Origin of the sequence: Nocardia sp. NBC_01377 (assembly GCF_045040005.1) — a bacterium.
Lineage (GTDB): Bacteria > Actinomycetota > Actinomycetes > Mycobacteriales > Mycobacteriaceae > Nocardia > Nocardia noduli.
Genome location: NZ_CP109566.1, coordinates 2,118,766 through 2,137,501, shown reverse-complemented (window position 1 = coordinate 2,137,501; position 18,736 = coordinate 2,118,766). Strand labels below are relative to the sequence as shown.

The 18,736-nt window shown below is 68.1% G+C and carries 15 protein-coding genes and 1 riboswitch; of the genes, 10 read left to right on the top strand and 5 right to left on the bottom strand.

All coding sequences use genetic code 11. The features are described 5' to 3' along the window. The first annotated feature begins 81 nt into the window (after positions 1-81). The 4 genes from OG225_RS09670 (at position 82) to OG225_RS09655 (ending at position 4,925) form a co-directional block, all read left to right on the top strand. A complete protein-coding gene (locus tag OG225_RS09670; RefSeq protein ID WP_405183230.1) occupies positions 82-993 on the top strand; it encodes a 3-methyladenine DNA glycosylase in 912 nt (303 codons plus the stop codon). A 154-nt stretch (positions 994-1,147) separates the two neighbouring features. Further along, positions 1,148-2,719: an LVIVD repeat-containing protein gene (locus OG225_RS09665; protein ID WP_405183229.1), complete on the top strand. Its 1,572-nt coding sequence runs from the start codon at positions 1,148-1,150 to the stop codon at positions 2,717-2,719. 1 nt (position 2,720) lies between these two features. Continuing rightward, the gene (locus tag OG225_RS09660; RefSeq protein ID WP_405181353.1) at positions 2,721-3,371 is read left to right on the top strand and encodes a DUF305 domain-containing protein; all 651 of its coding nucleotides are present in this window, start codon (positions 2,721-2,723) and stop codon (positions 3,369-3,371) included. A gap of 132 nt (positions 3,372-3,503) precedes the next feature. Continuing rightward, positions 3,504-4,925, top strand: coding sequence for an NF041680 family putative transposase (locus OG225_RS09655; protein WP_331758060.1), 1,422 nt, complete (start codon positions 3,504-3,506; stop codon positions 4,923-4,925). A 9-nt stretch (positions 4,926-4,934) separates the two neighbouring features. Here the strand turns inward: OG225_RS09655 and OG225_RS09650 are convergent, their stop codons facing one another. The 3 genes from OG225_RS09650 to OG225_RS09640 all read right to left on the bottom strand — a co-directional run bounded on the left by OG225_RS09650 (position 4,935) and on the right by OG225_RS09640 (position 9,342). After that, on the bottom strand, positions 4,935-5,501 hold the full coding sequence (locus OG225_RS09650) for a hypothetical protein (protein WP_405181352.1): 567 nt from the start codon (positions 5,499-5,501) through the stop codon (positions 4,935-4,937). A gap of 360 nt (positions 5,502-5,861) precedes the next feature. Next, positions 5,862-8,042, bottom strand: a complete 2,181-nt coding sequence (locus tag OG225_RS09645) for a malate synthase G (protein WP_405181351.1) — start codon at positions 8,040-8,042, stop codon at positions 5,862-5,864. Between the two features lie 259 nt (positions 8,043-8,301). Beyond that, complete coding sequence (locus OG225_RS09640) at positions 8,302-9,342, bottom strand: alpha/beta fold hydrolase (protein ID WP_405181350.1); 1,041 nt, start codon at positions 9,340-9,342, stop codon at positions 8,302-8,304. Positions 9,343-9,440: 98 nt separating this feature from the next. Between OG225_RS09640 and OG225_RS09635 the strand changes: the two genes are divergently transcribed. Then, the gene (locus OG225_RS09635) at positions 9,441-10,070 is read left to right on the top strand and encodes a class I SAM-dependent methyltransferase (protein ID WP_405181349.1); all 630 of its coding nucleotides are present in this window, start codon (positions 9,441-9,443) and stop codon (positions 10,068-10,070) included. A 30-nt stretch (positions 10,071-10,100) separates the two neighbouring features. Here the strand turns inward: OG225_RS09635 and OG225_RS09630 are convergent, their stop codons facing one another. Continuing rightward, positions 10,101-10,799 carry a winged helix-turn-helix transcriptional regulator gene (locus OG225_RS09630; protein ID WP_216906701.1) on the bottom strand — a complete coding sequence of 233 codons (699 nt, stop codon included), beginning with the start codon at positions 10,797-10,799 and terminating at the stop codon, positions 10,101-10,103. A gap of 93 nt (positions 10,800-10,892) precedes the next feature. Between OG225_RS09630 and OG225_RS09625 the strand changes: the two genes are divergently transcribed. From OG225_RS09625 to OG225_RS09605, 5 genes are all read left to right on the top strand, one after another. Further along, positions 10,893-12,026 (top strand): acyl-CoA dehydrogenase family protein, encoded by a 1,134-nt coding sequence (locus OG225_RS09625; protein WP_405181348.1) that lies wholly within the window; start codon positions 10,893-10,895, stop codon positions 12,024-12,026. Positions 12,027-12,132: 106 nt separating this feature from the next. After that, the gene (locus OG225_RS09620; RefSeq protein ID WP_405181347.1) at positions 12,133-12,669 is read left to right on the top strand and encodes a DM13 domain-containing protein; all 537 of its coding nucleotides are present in this window, start codon (positions 12,133-12,135) and stop codon (positions 12,667-12,669) included. Positions 12,670-12,929: 260 nt separating this feature from the next. After that, the gene (locus OG225_RS09615; protein WP_216906697.1) at positions 12,930-13,475 is read left to right on the top strand and encodes an HNH endonuclease; all 546 of its coding nucleotides are present in this window, start codon (positions 12,930-12,932) and stop codon (positions 13,473-13,475) included. 22 nt (positions 13,476-13,497) lie between these two features. Beyond that, positions 13,498-13,773, top strand: coding sequence for a WhiB family transcriptional regulator (locus OG225_RS09610; protein WP_109524287.1), 276 nt, complete (start codon positions 13,498-13,500; stop codon positions 13,771-13,773). Between the two features lie 125 nt (positions 13,774-13,898). Then, complete coding sequence (locus OG225_RS09605) at positions 13,899-15,578, top strand: VWA domain-containing protein (RefSeq protein ID WP_405181346.1); 1,680 nt, start codon at positions 13,899-13,901, stop codon at positions 15,576-15,578. Positions 15,579-15,583: 5 nt separating this feature from the next. Here OG225_RS09605 and gcvP read toward each other — a convergent pair whose 3' ends face one another. Next, positions 15,584-18,349, bottom strand: coding sequence for an aminomethyl-transferring glycine dehydrogenase (gene gcvP, locus OG225_RS09600; protein ID WP_405183228.1), 2,766 nt, complete (start codon positions 18,347-18,349; stop codon positions 15,584-15,586). 201 nt (positions 18,350-18,550) lie between these two features. Next, positions 18,551-18,650, bottom strand: a riboswitch (glycine riboswitch). Positions 18,651-18,736: the final 86 nt, after the last annotated feature.

Sequence of the window (18,736 nt, the reverse complement as noted above, 5' to 3'; positions counted from 1 at the left end):
GGCGATGCGACGGTTCGCGCCGGTCGCCGCCGTGCCGATCGCGCACGGCGACCGGCGAGTTCGCCGCGGTCGGTGAGCGCGGTGCGGGTACTGGATCGATCCGAGTGGCGGGCGCACGCGCAGGCGCACGCCGCCGCGGTCGACGAACTCGTCGGGCCCTATGTTCGCCGCCGGGCAGCGGGCTCGACCCATCCGGTGATCGATTTCCTGTTCACCTACTACGGACACAAACCGGCCCAACTACGCCGGTGGCACCCGGGGTTCGGTGTCGCGCTCGCCGACGCGAAGGAATACGACGGCGCCCGCGGGTACGTCCGTCTCGATCGCGACGAGTCGGCGGAGTTCCCGTCGGCACACCCGGGCGCGCACACCGCCGATCCCGCGTATCTCGAGCGGCGGGCCGACACCGTCGACTTCGTCGCGAACCTGTTGCGCGCCACCGCTTCCCGCCCGGCACAGCTGTCCTGTTTCGGTCTGCACGAGTGGGCGATGGTGTACCGCACCGACGACGTCCGCCATCAGCAGGTGCCGCTGCGTCTGGGACACAAGGGAACCGACGCGGCCGTCGAATCGATGTCGTTGCGCTGCACCCATTTCGACGCGTTCCGCTTCTTCACACCGGAAGCCGTGCCCCGCAACGCGATCCCGCTCACCCGCGAGGACCAGGTGGCCCGCGAACAACCCGGCTGCCTGCACGCGAATATGGATCTGTACAAATGGGGTTTCAAGCTGGTGCCGCTGATCCCCTCGGATCTGTTGCTCGAATGTTTCCAGCTCGCCTGCGCGGCGCGCGAACTCGATATGCGGGCCAGCCCCTACGACCTCACGGAATTCGGATACGAACCGGTTCGGATCGAGACTCCGGCCGGACGCGCGGAATACGCTCGCGCGCAGGCGGTATTGGCCGAGCGTGCCGCCGAACTGCGCGAATCCCTGCTCGCGTGCTGCGAATCCCTGCTCGCGAGGCGACTGCGGACCGTGGACAACGTCTGACCTTCGCCGAACCGCACCGAAAACCCTCCGCTGCCCGATTTCGCCGAAATCGGCCCCGAAGTTACCGGCTGTTACTACCATTCAGTTCCTGGAGCAACTGTCCCAGTCAGATGCCTCCGGAAGTGCCGACGACGACATCGGAGGAGCCGCGATGATGCGCTCACTGACCACCATGGGCCGGGTCAGACCCCTCGCCCTGCTCGTCGCGGGCGTCCTCGCCGCGATGATGCTGCCCGGTAGCGTCTCCGCGAATCCGCAATTCATCGGCGGCGACGCCGTGCGGGAATTCCTCGACGTGGGCCGCACCGCGGTTCCCCGCGCGGAGTGCGGGCCGGGGTCCATGCCGGAATCCGGTCTCCAGGGCGACGTTCCGGCCGCCGATCGTGACAGCGGTCGCAGTACCCAGGGCTACCGCTGCAATATGTCGATGGTCGGTAACTACACCGGCCGGGGCGCGGGCATCACCTCCACGAGTTTCGAGCACTGCGCCTACATGGGATCGTTCTTCCCCGGGAATTTGTTCGCCGAGGGACGCGGTGTCCAGGTACTCGATGTCTCCGATCCCGCGAATCCCCGCCCCACCGTGACACTCACCGAACCCGCGATGCTCGGCAGCACGTGGGAGAGCCTCAAAGTCCATGCCGATCGCAAACTGCTGGTCGGCACCGGGGTTCCCGCGGGCGTCGGTGTCGGTTACCTGTCCGTTTACGACATCTCCGACTGCGCGTACCCGCGACTGCTGAATCCCGGAGCGGGAACGAATCTGCTGATGCCGCTGCCGATCACGACCCACGAGGCGGGATTCTCCCCGGACGGCACGACCTATTGGGCTTCGGGCCTCACGCCTGGTTTCGTGAGCGCCGTCGACATCTCCGATCCGGTGCACCCCCGGGTCATCTGGCAGGGGCTCACCGGAATCGAATCGCACGGAATGGGTTTCAGCCCGGACGGCACCCGCATGTACATCTCGGCGCTGAGCGGTTTCACCGTGCTCGACGTCGGCGCGATCCAGCGTCGCGAACCGGCGCCGCAGGTGCGGCATCTGGGACGGATCTTCTGGACCGACGGCCAGGCGACCCAGCACAGCATCGCGGTCACCTACGACGGCCGACCCTATCTCTACACGGTGGACGAGGGCGGTTCCGGCGGGGTCAAACTCATCGATGTCTCCGACGACACCGCGCCGAAGGTGACGACGAAGATCAAACTCGAGATCAACCTGCCGCAGAATCAGGATGCGGCGATCGGATCGTCCATGGGCGGCGGTGCGTTCGCCTACGAATCGCACTACTGCGCGGCCGACCGCCCCGACGATCCGACGGCGCTGGCCTGCGGATGGATCTCCTCCGGTATCAGGGTTTTCGATGTGCGCGATCCGGGCGATATCCACGAGATCGCCTACTTCAATCCACCGGCCCGCACCGGGCGCTTCGCCGATCTGTGGAATTCGCCGCACGCGCTGGCGTCGGTCATCGGATTCCCGGCCCTCGGCGTGATACCGGCCGTACGAGCCGTCCTCGAGGGCGATTTCGATCCGTCGACGGCATTGACTTCGCGCACCGACAACATCTTCGGCGACCTGTCGACCGACTGGTGTATGTCGCCGCCGGAATGGCGCGGCGACCAACTCTACGTCGCGTGCGCCGACAACGGTTTCATGGTGCTGCAACTGCACAACGACGTCTACAGTCCGCCCGCGAACCAACAGTCCACCGTCGGATCCTGATATGTCCCACCGGTTCCCGCCGTTCCGGGTAGCCGCCGCTGTCGCCGTCGCCTTCACCCTGGTGGTGCTCGGCGCGGCGCTGCGGCCGGTCGCGCTGCCCGAACGGCACACCGACACACCGATTCTCACCGCGGTGGAAATCGGCTTCGCCCAGGATATGACCGCCCACCACGAGCAGGCCCTGCGGATGACCCAACGGCTCGATCCCGATATCGACCCGAATATCCGCAGGCTCGCCGATCAACTCGCCGACGCGCAGCGGACCGAGATCGGGACCATGCTCGGCTGGCTCAGACTCGCCGACGCGAGTCCGCTGTCACCGCAGCCGATGCTGTGGATGCACACCGAATCCACAGGGCACGACCACGCGGCGCGTACCGAGTCGGACCCCTCGACCGGCATGCCAGGGATGGCGAACACAGCCGAACTCGACGCGCTGGCCGCCGCGCGCGGACAGGAGGCCGAAATACTGTTCCTGCGGTTGATGATTCGCCACCATCGGGGCGGCGTGCGGATGGCCGTCGCGGCGGACGCCCTACTCACCCACGGCGCGGTGAAGGAGGCCGCGCGGGCGACATTGCAGTCGCAGAGTCAAGAGATCGGGATCATGGGCGTCATGCTCGTCCAACTCGGCGGACAGGTTCCCGCCTGATCGGAAAGCCAGCGCCCTCAGCTTGAGATTTAACCTCTGAGCTGGGGTAGGTCGCCCCGGTTGATCATGGGTGAAGCCCTTGGTTGATGATTCATCTTGCTACAGAACGAATCTCATGAACCAAGGGCTTCGATGAACAGTGTGCACGATCCTGGTCGCGAGGGTGCGGCCGGGGAGTTGTCGGCGTTTCGGCAGGAGTTGTACCGGTGTGCGAGCGCGCGAGCGGATGCGTTGTTCGAGCTGTGTGAGGCGGTGTTGTGCGCGGACGGGCCGGTGACCACGCTGGTCGGGTTGTCTCTGGTGGCCGAGCATCGCCGTGGTCATGGCGGTATGTACGACGCGCTGGCGGCGGGCCGGCTCGATGTCACCAGGCTGCGGCGGGCGGTGACCGGATTGCCGGTCCCGTGTGAGCGCGGCGGCCGGATCAGGCTGGCGGTGGATGTGTCACCGTGGCTGCGGCCCGACGCTATGACCAGTGCCGACCGTTGTTTCTGTCATACCTATGGGCGCGGCAAGGGCAACGCGCAGCTGATCCCGGGCTGGCCGTACTCGTTCGTCGCCGCGCTCGAGTCCGGGGCGTCGAGCTGGTGCGCGCTGCTGGACGCGCAGCGTATCGGCCGTGACGAGGACCTCACCGCGGTGACCGCCGCCCAGGTCCGCGACGTGGTTGCCCGGCTGCGCGCGGCCGGGCATCATCGGCCCGGGGATCGCGACATCGTGATCGTGTTCGACGCCGGCTACGATATCTGCCGCTTGGCGTGGCTGTTGGCGGATCTGCCGGTTGAGCTGGTAGGTAGGGTGCGGTCGGATCGGGTGTTCTGCTTCCCCGCCGCCGCGCGGGCCCGCACGGGCCGCCCGCCGCGCCACGGCCCGGTGTTCACCCTCGCCGACCCGGCGACCCATCCCGAGCCCGCGGTCACGACCAGCACCGACACCCTTCGCTACGGCACCGCCCGCACCACTGCCTGGCACCGGTTGCATCCCCGGCTCACCCACCGCGGCCCCTGGGCCGACCTCGACGGTCCGCCACCGATCATCGAGGGCGCCCTGATCCGGTTGACCGTGGATCGGCTACCCGGCGACCGAAACCCGAAACCGGTGTGGCTGTGGACATCCCGTGCCGAAAGCGCCGCAGCGGACGTGGACCGCTACTGGCAGGCGTTCCTGCGCCGCTTCGACATCGAGCACACCTTCCGGTTCCTGAAACAAACCCTCGGCTGGACCCGGCCCCGGGTCCGTACCGCCGCCCAGGGCGACCGCTGGACCTGGCTGATCCTCACCGCCCACACCCAGCTGCGGCTCGCACGCGGCCTCACCACCGACCTGCGCCGCCCCTGGGAGAAACCCGTCACCGACCCGCACCGGCTCACCCCCGCCCGCGTCCGTCGCGGGTTTCGCCACCTCCGCCGGAAAACCCCCAATCCGGCCAGCGCGCCGAAACCCTCACGCCCCGGCCCCGGCCGCCCGAAAGGCAGCAAGAACCGGCACATCGCGCCACATCCAGAGGTCGGCAAAACCCGTGTGGCCCCGGCTACGCCGGGGCCACAACCTTAAATCTCAAGCTCAGGAATTGTCGACGAAGCGGTACCACGGAATACGGTAGGGCTCGTAGCCGATGCCGCGCTCGGCGGGCGGGCCGATATACGGCGGCGGGCTGTCGGGGAAATATCCGAACCCCTCGGAATTCTTCTCGTCCCCTTCGAAATAGAAGAGGCAGCCGCCGTCGCGGCGGTCGATATAGCGGATGCTGTACACCCCGAGCCGGGTGCGCTCACCGGGATTGAAGCAGTCGACGGCCTGATCCTCCAGAATGCCGTGCGACAGCTGCCACGCGCCCTTCTGCGGAATCTCGTACCAGACCGCCGCCGCCAGCAGACCGATGAGCAACGGGGCGGTCAGACTCAGCACGACCACGCGATAGCGAAACAGTCCGACGAGGGCGGACAGGGCCGCGATCCCCGCCGCGACAGCCAGCAGGGCCGACAGCACCACCTTGCTCGTCTGCGTTCCCTCGATGGCGATCACCCATACCGACACCAGGCACAGCACCAACACGACGCCGATGACCAGAACCATCCACCAGACGAACCAGAACGGGACACGTACACGGGTCCGTTCACCGACGCTCATACACAGAAGATAACGGCGTCGTGGCCACCGCGCTCGACATAGCCCCGACCCGACGAAAAACCCCCGGCCACGATCCCGAAGGGCGGACGGGGGTTTCCGGTTCGATCGGCACTCTCAGAGCGGGGGGAATCCCGCCGATCCGGTCGCGATCCAATTCCAGAAGGACGCGGCGCGGTTGGTGACCAGAGCGACAATGTCGAGAACAACGCTTCCCATACTTACCCAATCTCCGACGATCTCCAGTGTCGCGACCAGGGTAACGGATAGGTATCGGTATCTGTGCAGCCGGTGAACACGCGATCCCCGGCCGGATCGTCCGGCCGGGGATCGCCCGGTGTCACATCAGGTGGACCAGCGGTTTCACAGGCAGTTCAGTGCCTTGGCCTCGCGGCGTCGCCGGTGCAGGATGGGCTCGGTGTAGCCGTTGGGCTGCTTGGTGCCTTCCAGCACCAATTCCTTGGCCGCCTGGAAGGCGACGCTGCCCGCGAAATCCGCCGCGAGCGGCCGGTAGTTCGGGTCGCCAGCGTTCTGCTTGTCGACCACGGGGGCCATCCGCTCCAGGCTGGCGGTCACCTCGTCGGCGGTGACGATGCCGTGGCGCAGCCAGTTGGCCATGAGCTGGCTCGAGATGCGCAGGGTGGCGCGGTCTTCCATCAGGCCGACATCGCGGATGTCGGGCACCTTGGAACAGCCGACGCCCTGGTCGATCCAGCGCACCACGTAGCCGAGGATGCTCTGGGAGTTGTTGTCCAGTTCCTGCTGCTTGTCCTGCGCCGACCAGTTCGGGTCGGCGGCGAGCGGGATCTCCAGGATCTGATCGACGGTGGCGCGGGCGCCGCCCTTGGCGATCTCGCTCTGCCGCTTGAACACGTCGACCAGGTGGTAGTGGGTCGCGTGCAGGGTGGCGGCGGTGGGCGAGGGCACCCAGGCGGTGTTCGCGCCCGCCTTCGGGTGGCCGATCTTCTGCACCAGCATGTCGGCCATCAGGTCCGGCATGGCCCACATGCCCTTGCCGATCTGCGCCTTGCCGGGCAGGCCGGTGACCAGGCCGGTGTCGACGTTCCAGTCCTCGTAGGAGGTGATCCACCGCTGGGATTTCATCTCGGCCTTGCGGACCATCGGCCCGGCCTCCATGGAGGTGTGGATCTCGTCCCCGGTGCGATCGAGGAAGCCGGTGTTGATGAACACGACCCGCTCGGCGGCGGCCTGGATGCAGGCCTTCAGGTTCACCGTGGTGCGGCGCTCCTCGTCCATGATGCCGACCTTGAGGGTGTTGCGGGGCAGGCCGAGCACATCCTCGACGCGTCCGAACAGCTCGTTGGTGAAGGCGACCTCGTCGGGACCGTGCATCTTGGGCTTGACGATGTAGACCGAGCCGGTGCGGCTGTTCTTCAGCTCGGTGTTCGCGTCGAGCGAGTGGACGGCGACCAGCGAGGTGATCAGGCCGTCGAGGATGCCCTCGGGCACCTCGTTGCCGTCCTTGTCGATGATGGCGTCGGAGGTCATCAGATGACCGACGTTGCGCACGAACAGCAGCGAACGGCCGTGCAGCACCAGGTCACTGCCGTCGAGTGCGGTGTAGACCCGATCCGGGTTCATGGTCCGGGTGAAGGTCTTGTCGCCCTTGACGACCTTCTCGCTGAGATCGCCCTTCATCAGGCCGAGCCAGTTGTGGTAGCAGAGGACCTTGTCCTCGGCGTCGACCGCGGCGACCGAATCCTCGAAATCCATGATCGTGGTGACCGCGGATTCCAGCACGACATCCTTGATGCCCGCGCTGTCGGTGCTGCCGATCGGCGATTCGGGATCGATCTGGATCTCGATGTGCAAACCGTTGTGCTTCAACAGGATCGAGGTCGGGGATGCCGGATCGCCGAGGTAGCCGACCAGCTGCGACGCGTCGGCGAGGCCGATGCTCGTGCCGTCCTCGAGGCCGACCTCCAGTTCGCCGTCCACGATCGTGTACGACGACGATCCGATATGCGAACCGGTGATGAGCGTCACCGAATCGTCGAGGAAGTTACGCGCCCACTCGATGACCTTGTCACCGCGAACCCTGTTGTAGCCCTTGCCCTTCTCGGCGCCGCCGGTCTCCGGGATGGCATCGGTGCCGTAGAGCGCGTCGTAGAGCGAGCCCCAGCGCGCGTTCGCGGCGTTGATGGCGAACCGCGCGTTCATCACCGGCACCACCAGCTGCGGGCCCGCGGTGGTCGCGATCTCGGTGTCCACGTTCTGGGTGGTGATCTGGAATCCGGCCGGTTCGGGGCGTAGGTACCCGATCTCGGTCAAGTAACTCTTGTACGCGGCCTTGTCGTAGTTCGCGCCGGGGTGCTCGGCATGCCAGGCGTCGAGTTTTCCCTGGATCTCGTCGCGTTCGGCCAGCAGGGCGCGGTTGCGCGGCGCCAAGTCGTTGATCACCTGTTCGGCACCGGCCCAGAACGCGGCGGAGTCCACGCCGGTCCCGGGAAGCGCCTCGTTCTCGATGAACTCGTGAAGAACACTGGCCACCTGGAGCCCGCCGACCTGAATCCGCTCTGTCATCTACTGCCTCACTTCTGAGAAAGCCGGGTGTGAAAAGACGGGGTCAATGTTACCCGTCGGTAGTGGTTACTCGGCGCGATGGGTGACGGAAGCACCGTGCGCGTCCGGTCGGCGCGCTGCCAGCACATTCTCGTCCGCGATGCCGGTACCCGATGGTCCTTCGGTCGGCGGGTCGCGCGGGTTGTCGGCGGTCGGCCGAACAATCGCGTCGATCCTATCGCTCGCGCGGTGACCCACCGATATCGGCCGTGGGTACGGGTTACCGGCCCGGTCGGTCCCTCCTGATCGCCGCCGCGGCGGCAGCGCGGGATCGGACGCCGAGTTTGGTGCGGGCGTTGGCGATGTGACGGTGGACGGTGTGCGGACTCAGCGTCAGCCGTTCGCCGATCTGGACGTCGGTCAATCCGTCCGCGACCAGGCGCAGGATCTCCCGCTCGCGATCGGTCACCGCCTCGGGACCGGGAAGGGCGGGACGTGACCGCACGGGATGTCCGAGTCCGCGCAGGGTCGCGTCGGCGACGGCCGTGGCGTCGCCGCGCCACGGGAAATGATCCTCGCCGTGCAGTTCGACCAGGGTCGCCCGGCGGACCCGGCGCGCCACGTCGACGCCGAGCGCGAACGGCACCGCGCGGTCGCCCCTGCGGTGCAGGACCGTCGTCGGGGCGGTGACGGCGGTCAGATACTCGGTCGCGTCGATCTCGTAGGTGGCGGCCAACGATCTCGCGGCCTGCTCGGCGGTGGCGGACAGACGCTGGAAGCGGGCGAAACGTTCGCGCTCGGCATTGTCGGCGTCGGGGACGAACACATCGGCGAGCAGCCGCGAGCCCAGCCCCCAGTGCGCGGAGACGGCGTTCACCATCGCGCGGCGCGCGCTTTCCGGCGCGATATCGGCCCCGTCGGCGAACGCGCCGTAGAGCACGAGCCGGTGTACCCGGTCCGGCAGCAGCGCGGCCAGGCCCGCCGCGACGGCGGCGCCGGAGGACGCGCCGAGCACGGCGAAGCGGTCCACTCCGAGCGCGTCGACGATCTCGGCCGTCGCGGTGATCTCGTCCTCCAGATCGCGCGGATACCCGGCGGCGGCGGACAGGCCTCGCCCCGGCTGGTCGTACCTGACGACGGTGAATCGTTCGGCCAGCCGGGAGACGTAGGCGCGGAAGAGCGGGTCCTCCCAGTTGAGGGCGAGGTGGCCGCACCACCAGCCGCCGATCAGCAGCGGCGGACCACTGCCGACCTCGGCACAGGCGATGTCGCCGTGGGCGGTCTTCACGTAGCGCACGACCTGATTCTCGACACGCAGCATCACATCACCTTCCCGAATCCCGGATCACCTGTTCGGGCCATCGATGATGGCCCGAAACGGCCATGACGGCGGGGTGACCCGCGCAGCAGACTTCCACCATGACCACCACAACGTTCGGCGAACGCTTCTTCGCGAGCTGGTATCCCCGTTTCATGGCCCGCGTCGAGCGGGCGGGTCAGGCAGGTGTGCGTCGCGCCCAACTCGCCGGCGCGCGGGGCCGGACCCTCGAGATCGGCGCGGGAAGCGGTCTGTCCGTGCCGCACTACCCCGACGATCTGACCGAACTGGTTCTGCTCGAACCGAATCCGGCGCTGCGCACCCGGCTCACGGTACTCGCCCACTCCCCCGCCGCCCCGATCACCGTGGTGGACGGTGACGCGCACGCCCTGGAGTTCCCCGACGGCAGCTTCGACACCGTCACCGCGTCCCTGGTCTTCTGCTCGGTGCGCGACCCGGATCGCGCCCTGGCCGAGGTACACCGGGTGCTGCGGCCGGGGGGGCAGTTCCTGTTCCACGAACACGTCCGAGGCACCGGTGTGCGCGCCGCCGTACAGGACCTGCTCACCCCGGTACAACGACGCCTCGCCGACGGCTGCCACGCCAACCGCGACTTCGAATCCCTGCTCGGCGCGACCGATTTCCACCTCGAGGTGATCCTGCGTACCCGTATGCCGACACGAATGCCGACCATCGTGCCCCTCGTCGTCGGCACGGCGCGTCGACGATGACGCCGTGCGCCGGGGTCATGCCGGAAGGTGTCACGCCGGAACGCTGCTCAGCCGCGCGTCGAACGCGGATTCCGTGTACGGGGCGATGGGGCTCAACCGCAGCACCGAGGACATCCTGCGGGTCAGCGCGGGCGGGCCGCTGAACTGGAGCAGGCCGGTGCGCTGGGCGTGGGCGACCGGGATCCGTCCGAGCCACACCTCGTAGAGCGAACCCACGTCCGAGGTGATCGTGACGTCGACGGGGTAGCCGGGGTCGGCGGAGCAGACCGACGGGTCACCCGCTTCGATCACGATCCAGTAGCGGCGGATGTCATCGGTGAAGCGGACGGCGAGTACCTGCCGCTTGCCGGGGAACGACGAGGTGTCCAGACGGGTGTGCATCCACCACACCAGCAGGTCGGCGTCGAGTTCCCGCGGATCCGGCTCGCCGAAGGTCCAGCGGGCGCCCCACTCGCCGAGGCCGAAGAGAATCGGCTCCAACTCCCGGCCCGAGTCGGTCATCACGTAGTTCGTACCCAGTTTCTCGATGAGCCCGGAGCGCTCGAACTGACGCAGACGTTTGGTGAGCAGGCTGCGCGACAGCCCGGGCAGGCCGCGGGCCAGGTCGTTGAACCGGGTGGTGCCCAGGAGTAGATCGCGCAGGATCAACAGGGACCAGCGATCACCGAGCACATCCAGCGCGCGCGAGATCGGACAGTACTGGCCGTAGCTCTGGGTCGTTTCCGACACGATCACCTCCGGGGTCGCGGGGTCCACTTTCTGAACCGGGTAAGTCCACTTTCTGGACTATTCGGTTATCGCGGGAATTCGTAGCTTCGAAACATGACGACTTCCACGATTCCCGAGACCACCACCGACTGGACCGCCTCGGCGCGCCGGATCGGCGAAAACCTGCGCCCCGGGGTCGCCGAACGCGACCGGACCGGCGAGATCGACGCCGCGGCCTTCGACCGGCTGCGCGAGGCCGGACTCGCGGCCGCGCTGGTGCCGATCGAATTCGGCGGCGGCGGCGCGACCCACCGCGAGGCGGGCGAGATCCTGCGCGAACTCGGCAGACACGATCCCTCCACCGCGGTCACCTTCGCCATGCATTCGCATCTGGTCGCCACCCAGGTGTGGCGGCATAATCACGGCGCGGACGCGACGCCGGTCTTCCGGAAGGTGGCCGACGGCGCGATCCTGGTCAGCACCGGCGCCTCGGATTGGGTGGGCTCGAGCGGCACGGCCGAGCGCGTCGACGGCGGCTACCGGGTGAGCGCGCGCAAATCACCCGCCAGCGGCTGCGAGGTGGGCACCGTGCTGGTGACCAGTATCCGCTGGGACGACGCGCCGGACGGGCCGCGGGTGCTGCACTGCGCGGTGCCGATGGCCGCCCCCGGCATCCGGATCGAGAAGACCTGGGACACACTGGGTCTGCGTGCGACCGGATCGCATTCGGTCGTGCTGGAGGATGTCTTCGTGCCGGACGCGGCGGTATCGCTGATCCGTCCCGCCGAACTCTGGCCGCCGCTGCTGAACGTGGTGATCGGCGCGGCCATGCCGTTGGTGATGGCCGCCTACCTCGGAATCGCCGACGGGGCGGTCGAACTGGCGACCGCGCTCGTCGCCGGACGCACCGATCCGCACCTGTGCCAACTGGCGGGCGAGATGACCAACGCCCACATCACGGCGCAGGATCTCGTCGACGCGATGTTCGCCACGTCGGACAATCTGGGTTTCGCCAACACCGACGATCACGCGGCGCGCACCCTCAGCCGCAAGACCGTCGCGGCCGAGAACCTCATCGACACGGTCCGCCTCGCCATCGAAACCGTCGGCGGCGTCGGCTACTCGCGCACCTGCGAACTCGAGATGCGCTACCGCGACGTGCACGGCAGCCTGTTCCATCCGCTGCCGAGGGCCAAGCAGACACAGTTCACCGGCCGGGTCGTTCTCGGAAGCGGACCGCTCGGCTGAGGACCCATGACGGAACCGTGACCATCGGGGCCGAATCACGACACACGCGGTGTCCACGCGGTTCGATGGTGTCGACAGCGATGGTCACGAATTCGAGGAGTGCGTCATGGTTTCGGTAGCAAGGGTGGTCCGGTCACCGCTCGCGTGGATCGTCGCCGCGGTGGTCGTCGCGTTCGGCGCGACGGCGATCGTGCTGCTCGAACCGTGGAAGCTGATCGTCGACACCACGGTGAACGAGGCCGCGCCCACCGCGGCGGTCGCCACCGGGTCCACCGCCGCTCCGGTCGCGGGCCCGGTCGTCCTGGCCGAGGGGACCTTCGTCTCGCACGAACACCACACCTCCGGCACCGTGCGCGTCCTGCGCCTGCCCGACGGCAGCCGCGTGCTGCGCCTCGAGGATCTCGACACCTCCGATGGACCCGACGTGCGAGTCTGGCTCACCGACCAGACCGTCACCGACGACTGGTTCACCTTCGACGACGGACATCACGTCGATCTCGGAAGTCTCAAGGGCAACAAGGGAAACCAGAACTACGCCGTTCCGGCGGAACTGGATCTCGCCGCGTTCGTCAGCGCCGATCTGTGGTGCGACCGCTTCAACGTCTCGTTCGGCGCCGCCACGCTGGTACGCACCGGCAACTGAGACCGGGCGCGATCCGGCCGGAAATAAATGGGCCGACAACGGCACGATCCGTGTGCCACCATGTAATTCATCGACGATCACCCCGATCAGCGGGGTGATCTTTTCGAGCATCAGGAGAGGAGGAGGTGGCTTGTCGAATTCACAGAACCCGAACGTGATCGGCCTGGCGGATCCGGTATCCGGCCACCTCCGGTCCGGTCGCTGACCGAAGCCGTTCCCCCGGCAATATCCGCTGCTCTTCACGAAACATGGTGATCCCCATGATATTCCGCCATGCCACCGATCGGGTGGCGTTGACCGCGTCCAACTGGATACACACCGGCGTCCTCGTCCTGAACGCGTCCTACGAGGCGCTCGACGAGATCGGCGCCGACCGTGCCGTGGTACTGGTGACCAGCGGCGCCGCGGAATCGATCGCCGACCACGAGCCCTACTTCCCGATCCGGTCCAAGGATCTGGAGATCGCGCTGCCGGAGACGATCCGCCTGCTGCGCTACGTCTACATCGAGCACACCGTGCTCGTCCACGACGAGAGCCGCGCCACCCTGGCCGGCGTGCTGCGCCGCGACAACCACCGCTGCGGGTACTGCGCGAACTGGGCCCGCACCGTCGACCACATCCGACCGCGCAGCCGGGGCGGCCCGAACACCTGGAGCAATCTGGTCGCCTGCTGCGCGCCGTGCAATTCGGCCAAGGCCGACCGGACCCCGGAGGAAGCGGGCATGCGGTTGCTGTGGCAGCCCAAGGCCCCCGACCACCTGGCCAAGCGGCAGCGCCGCGTCTGGAAGCAGTTGGCCACCACCTGACCGATCCGAGAGGAGCAAGGATATGACCGTCCGTACCCAGCCGACCCGCACCGACGAGTTGACGCTCGTCGACCTGCTCCCGGTTTCGGACAGCCGAGAGTGGCACCGCGCCGCGTGCCGGGGCGACCCGAATCACGAGGCCTGGTTTCCGTACCCGTCGCAGGATTTCGAGTACGCCCGAGAGATCTGCGCCGGGTGCCCGATCCGCACGGCCTGCGGCGAATTCGCCTCCGGCACCGGACAATCCGGCGTCTGGGGCGGGCACGAATTCGATCGCGGGCGGGTCATCCGCGAGTGAGACGACTCGCGGCGCGGCGGGCCGCCGTCCTCGCGCGAGCGCGCGGCGGCGGCCCGTACCCGCCCGTACCGATGACCTGGGCCTCCCCGTAGAGCACCGGTCGACGTGAACATACACTGACCGTCGTGGGCACTCATCGCAGCGGAATCAACTCCCGAGGCGTCAGCAAAGGTCCGGTTATCGCAGCGGTGACAGTCGTGCTGCTGGTGGTAGCCGTCTTCGCCTGGTTCCAGTTCCGGGATCGCGCCACCGACCGCGACAGCGCGGCGGCGGCCGAATGCGTCGAAGGCGAATCGACGCTGTTCGTCACCGTCGACCCCGATATCGAAGCGCCGGTGCGCGCGATCGCGGACCGATACAACGCGACCGCGCCGCAGATCCGCGACCACTGCGCGAAGGTGCTGGTCACGGCGCGCCCCACCGCGTCGATCAGCGCCGGTTTCATCGCGGGCGGAGTGTGGAACGGCACGCTCGGACCACAGCCGGCGCTGTGGATCCCGACCTCCTCGCGTTCCATCGAGGCGACACGGGTGCCCGGACTGATCGAGGGTGAGCCGACCTCCGTCGCGGCCAGTCCCGTCGCGCTGGCGGTCACCGAGGAACTGCGGCAGTCGATGGAGCAGGCGCAGGTCGCCTGGAGCGATCTGCCCACGCTGCAACAGGGCTCACTCGACCAGATCGGGCTCTCCGACTGGGGTGGCCTGCGCATGGCGCTGCCCGAGGGTGACGCCACCGTGGCCGCGGCGGCGGCGGTCGCCGCGACGGTCTCCGGCACCGATCCGCTCACCACAGAGGCCGCGCAGTCCGGCCAGGTCGTCGCGGCGGTCTCCGGATTGGCCGCGGGCGCACCGCAGGCGACGAGCACCGGCGACGCGCTCGACGCCATCGCGACGGCGCTGCCGCAGCAGAAGGCCGATATCCACGCGGTAGCCGCTACCGAACAGCAACTGCGGACCCGGCCGGGCCTGGTCGCCTATCGACCGGCGGGAGCGGCGCCGGTCGCCGACCATCCCGCCGCGATGATGTCGGGATCGTGGGTGGACCAGACCCAGAATCTGATCGCGAGCGTGTTCGCCGAATACCTGCGCGCGCCGCAACAGGCGACGCTGCTCACCGACGCCGGTTTCACCGTGCCGCCGACGACCGCGACGGGGACCGGCGCTTCGCGCGAGGCGCTCGACAAGGTCGCCGCGACCCTCGCCGATCCGGTCCTCGGCGTGCAGTCGACGGTGGTGCTCGATATCTCGGCCTCGATGTCGACCTCGGAGGGTTCGGGCACCAGGCTTTCCAACAGTCTCGGCGCGCTGCGTTCCACCATGAACGTGATGCCGCCGGATTTCGGCCTGGGAGTGTGGACCTTCGCCGAGAACCTCGACGGGGCCAAACCCTATGACGTGCTCGCCTCGACCGCGCCGCTCACCACCACCCAGCGCACCGCCATCGACACCGCGCTCGGCAAGGTGCGCGCCAGTGACAGCCGCACCGATCAGGCCTACCCGACCGTGCTGGCCGCCTACCGGGCCGCGATCGCGAACTACGCGGCGGGCCGGACCAATTCGCTGCTCGTCGTCACCGACGGCCCCGACGACGATTCCAGCATGACCGGCGCGCAACTGCTCGCCGATATCGCCGCCGCCACCGACAAATCCCGGCCGGTGCGCATCGATATCGTCGTCATCGGCGGTACCGCCACCGAAACCATGCGGGATCTCGCCGAGAAGACGGGCGGCACGTACACCCGGGTCGCCACCTCCGACAACCTCACCTTCGCCAGCACGGTGGTGAAAGCCCTGACCAGTCCCTAGCGCGTTCAGTCGGCGTAGGCCTCCGGCGGCGGGCAGGAGCACACCAGGTTGCGGTCGCCGTAGGCACCGTCGATACGCCGCACCGAGGGCCACACCTTGGCCCGCGCGTGCGTGAGACCGCGCGGGTAGACCGCGGTCTCGCGGCTGTAGGGGTGATTCCACTCCCCGACCAGGCTGGCCGCGGTGTGCGGCGAGCCGCGCAACGGATTGTCGGTGACCGGCCAGACACCGGCGGCGACCTGATCGATCTCCGCGCGGATCGCGATCATCGCCTCGACGAATTCATCGATCTCGGCGAGGTTCTCGCTCTCGGTCGGCTCGACCATCAGCGTGCCCGCGACCGGGAAGCTCATGGTCGGCGCGTGGAAGCCGTAGTCGGCCAGACGTTTGGCCACGTCGTCGACGGTCACGCCGGTCCGTTTGGTGATCTCGCGCAGATCCAGGATGCATTCGTGCGCGACCATGCCGTTGTCGCCGGTGTAGAGCACCGGGAAGTACTCGTCGAGCCTGCGCGCGATGTAGTTGGCCGAGGCGATGGCCGACAAGGTGGCGCGACGCAGGCCGTCGGCTCCCATCATCCGGATGTAGGCCCAGGTGATCGGCAGGATCGAGGCCGAACCGTATTTCGCCGCCGACACCGCGTGCGAACCGGATTCCAGCGGGTCGCCGGGCAGGTACCTGGTCAGATGCGAGCGCACGGCGACCGGACCGACGCCGGGACCGCCTCCGCCGTGCGGGATGCAGAAGGTCTTGTGCAGATTCAAGTGGCTGACGTCCCCGCCGAAATGTCCGGGGCGCGCCAGTCCGACCAGCGCGTTCAGATTCGCGCCGTCGACGTAGACCTGGCCGCCCGCCTCGTGCACCAGGGCGCACAACTCGGCGACCTCGTGTTCGTAGACACCGTGCGTGGACGGGTAGGTGATCATGATGCACGACAGCCGTTCGGCGTGGTCGGCGATCTTGGCGCGCAGGTCGTCCAGATCGACGTCGCCGTTGTCGCGGCACCGGACCACCTCGACCCGCATGCCGACCATGGCCGCCGAGGCCGCGTTGGTGCCGTGCGCGCTGGACGGGATCAGGCAGGTGTCGCGGTGCGCGTCGCCGCGATCGAGGTGGTAGCGGCGGATGGCGAGCAGGCCCGCGTACTCGCCCTGGCTACCCGCGTTCGGTTGCAGGCTCACCGCGTCGTAGCCGGTGATCTCGGCCAGCCAGTTCTCCAGATCGGAGACGACCTTCAGCAGACCCGGCGCGTCCTCGACCGGCGCGTAGGGGTGAACACGCGCGAATCCGGGCCAGGTGATGGGCTCCATCTCCGCGGTCGCGTTGAGTTTCATGGTGCACGATCCGAGCGGAATCATGCTGCGGTCCAGGGCGATATCCTTGTCCGAGAGCCTGCGCAGGTACCGCAGCATCGCGGTTTCCGTGTGATAGCTGGTGAACGCCGGGTGGGTCAGGAATTCGGTGGTTCGGGTCTCGATCGCGGCGCCAGGACTCTGCGCCGGTGCCGCCGCGTCCAATGAGCGCGCGGTGCCGAAGGATTCGAGTACGGCCGTGATGTGCGCGGTGGTCGTCGCCTCGTCACAGGCGATGCCGACGTGATCGGCATCGACCAGACGCAGATTGATACCGCGCGATTTGGCCTTGGCGACAACGGCTTCCGCGCCGCCCGGCACGTGGGCGAGCACGGTGTCGAAGAAATCGCCGTGCACGAGCGCGCCGCCGAGTCCCGCGGCGACGGCCGCCGCGTGCGCGTGCACCCGGCGCGCGATCGCGCGCAGCCCGTCGGCGCCGTGGTAGCTGGCGTACATCGCGGCGACGATGGCCAGCAGCACCTGTGCGGTACAGATGTTCGACGTGGCCTTCTCTCGGCGAATGTGCTGCTCACGGGTCTGCAACGCGAGCCGGTAGGCCGGATCCCCATCGGCGTCGACCGAGACGCCGACCAGCCGTCCCGGCAGTTGACGCGCGAAGGCCTGCCGCACCGCGAGGTAACCGGCGTGCGGGCCGCCGAAACCGAGCGGGACGCCGAAACGCTGGGTGGTGCCGAAACAGACATCCGCGCCCTGCTCGCCCGGCGAGGTGATCAGTGTCAGCGCCAGCAGATCCGCGCCGACCGCGACGAGTGCGCCGCGCTCGTGGCCCGCCGCGACGACCTCGCGCCAATCGACCACGCGGCCCGACGCCCCCGGTGCCTGCACGAGCACACCGAAGAAATCACCGTCGGGCAGCGCGCCCGAGGACAGATCCGCCGCCACGAGTTCGATGCCGAGCGGTTCGGCCCGGGTCTCGAGCACGGTTCTGGTCTGCGGGAACAGATCGGTGTCGATGAGCAGCCTGGTGGATTTCGACCTACCCGCGCGACGCAGCAGCGTCATCGCCTCGGCGGCAGCGGTCGCCTCGTCCAGCATGGACGCGTTCGCGACATCCATTCCGGTCAGATCCGACACCATGGTCTGGAAATTGAGCAGCGCCTCGAGCCTGCCCTGACTGATCTCGGGCTGATACGGGGTGTACGCGGTGTACCAGGCCGGATTCTCCAGCAGACTGCGCACCAGGACGGGCGGGGTGAGCGTGTCGTAGTACCCGAGCCCGATCATCGACGTGGCCACCGTATTGGAGTGGGCCAGCGCCGTCAGTTCGGCGAGCACCTCGTGTTCGGTCAGGGCGGCGGGCAACCCGGCCAGGGCGGTGGCGGTGTCGTCGAGAATGCGCGCGGGGATCGCGGCCGTCGCCAGGTCGTCCAGTGAGCCGACGCCGACCACCGGCAGCATTCGGGCGAGTTCCGCCCGGTCCGGTCCGATATGGCGGTCGGCGAAAGATCGAGTCACGTCAGCTCCAAGGGTCGGGCGGGTCGACCACGTGGCCGACGGGTACCAGCCCTCCCCCTCTGTCGTGGAGCCTGAGAGATTCGGGACCTGTCGTCCCTTTCCCCATGGGCGGGCGGCACGCGGCCACCGCTTTCCAGAGGCGCCGAAGCCCGTACGGTCCGGTTGCCTGAGAGATTGACGGGGAGGTGCTGCTCCTTCGGCGCCCGGACTCATGTCGAGACCGGAACTCTCCCGCACGGCGGCGACGCATCGCCCAGTTTATGCGGAAGGGCCGCCGAACACGGCCTCCAGGTCTGTGTCGCCCTCGTCACTCGATGCCGCGAGGGCGAT